This is a genomic window from Longimicrobiaceae bacterium (genome assembly GCA_035936415.1).
Classification (GTDB): domain Bacteria; phylum Gemmatimonadota; class Gemmatimonadetes; order Longimicrobiales; family Longimicrobiaceae; genus JAFAYN01.
The window spans coordinates 1-1,849 of record DASYWD010000292.1 but is presented as its reverse complement, the minus strand read 5'-3'; the positions used below and the strand labels follow the sequence as shown (position 1 = coordinate 1,849).

Genomic DNA, 1,849 nt, shown 5'->3' with positions numbered 1-1,849 from the left:
CTCCACCAGCGTGAGCCCGTACGTGTCGAAGAGGTACGGGTCGCGGACCACGCTCCACCGCTCCGGGTAGCTCAGCTCCACCCCGAGGACGGGATCGGAGACGGTGCGGCGCGACGTGGCGTCGGCTCCGCCTCCTTCCAGCGGTCCGTCCGCGCACCCTCCGAGCGCGCCCGCCACCACGGCCAGCGCACACAGGTTGGAAACTTTCAGCCTCATACGTGCTCTCCTCGGACCGGCCCCGGCAGGATGGGCTCCCCCTCCTGCCGGGGTGTACAGGAGGAGGGAGGGCCCCGCGGCACCCGGCCGGGGCGAGGTGCGAGGGAGCGTCTATCGTGTCATTCGTTGATAGCATTTTTCGCGCCACATAATTTGGGAACGGGACAACGGAAGCGCCCCATCGTCCTCCGGGGACGGTGGGGCGCGGCTTCCGGGTGTGCCTGCGGGTCCTCTCCGGGACGGAGCCCGCGGGAGCTACTCTTCTGCGTCCGCGCGGGGGAGCGTCAGCGTGAAGGTGCTCCCCACCCCCGGGGTGCTCTCCACGTCCAGGCTGCCGCCCATGGCGCGGGCCATCCCCCGCGAGATCGCCAGCCCCAGCCCCACCCCCTTCTGGCTCTCCTCCCCGCGGCTGCGGTCCACCTGCACGAAGGGGTCGAACACCTCCCGCAGGCGCTCCGGGGGGATGCCCCACCCGGTGTCCGCCACGCGCACTTGCACCGTCTTCCCCTCCGCCCCGGCGCTCACCCGCACCTCGCCGCCGGGGTCGGTGAACTTCACGGCGTTGCTCGCCAGGTTCAGCAGGATCTGCAGGATGCGCTCGGCGTCGCCGCGCGCGGCGAGGTCAGGGCCGCACGTGCTGCAGCTCCAGGTCAGGCCGCGCTCCCCGAGCTGCGGCGCGACCAGCTCCTCCAGGCGCTCCAGGAGCGGCGCCAGGGGCACCGGCTCGGAGCGGTAGTCGATCCTCCCGGCCTCCAGGCGGGCGTAGCTGAGCACGTCGTCGATGAGTCCCAGCAGCACCCCCTGCGCGCGGTCGATCCGCGCCAGGTAGCGGAGCTGCTCCGCGTTGACCGGTCCCGGGAGCCCCATCTCCAGGAGCTGCACGTAGCCGGCGATGGCGTTCAGCGGGGTGCGCAGCTCGTGGCTCATGGTCGCAAGGAACTGGCTCTTCACGCGGTTGGCCTCTTCGGCCGCGCCGGTGCGCTCCTCCAGCTTTTCCGTGGTGGCCTGCAGCTCGAGCGTGCGCCGCTCCAGCGCCTCGGACTGCGCCTGCATCTCGGCCGCGCGCTGCTCCAGCCGCTGTGCAAGCGCGCTGGCCTCGTCGGCGCGGCGGCGCAGCTCCAGCGACAGCGTCCGCGCGCGCAGCAGGATCTCTACCCGCGCCCGCAGCTCGGGGCGCTCGATGGGGGCCACGATCAGTTCGTCGACGCTGCGCCACACGTGGCGGGTGATCATCTTTACCCCCGGCCGCGAGGTCACCAGCAGCACGGGAAGAAAGGCCGGGTGCTCGGTGGCCTTCCGGCGCTGCACCCGCTCCCACAGGCGGTCCAGCGCGCGGCCGTCCACGACGCAGAGGTCGAACTCCCCGTCCAGCGCGTCGTCGTCCTCCACGGGCACCATCACGTAGTCGCGCGACAGTTCTCCGGCCAGCAGCGACCGGTTCTCGGGCTGGTCCAGCAGCAGGAGAATGCGGCTGCCGCGTCCCTCCGGGGGATGCGGCGCGTCGGGCGTGGCGCGGGTGGCGTCCGCGGCGGGCGCGCCGTTCATTCGCGCGCGGGCTCGTCGTGGCTCACCCGCTCCGGCGTGCCGGTCAGCACGCCGCGAAGCCCGGCGAGGGGGGCGCCCACCTGCACCC

At 72.9% G+C, this 1,849-nt stretch carries 2 protein-coding genes; both read right to left on the bottom strand.

Translation table 11 applies throughout. The annotated features are described in order from the left end of the window. On the bottom strand, positions 1-216 hold a 216-nt coding region (locus VGR37_11670; protein HEV2148052.1), incomplete at its 3' end, for a hypothetical protein. Between the two features lie 255 nt (positions 217-471). Continuing rightward, entirely contained in the window at positions 472-1,761 is a 1,290-nt protein-coding gene (locus VGR37_11665; protein HEV2148051.1) for an ATP-binding protein, read from the bottom strand. Positions 1,762-1,849 lie beyond the last annotated feature (88 nt).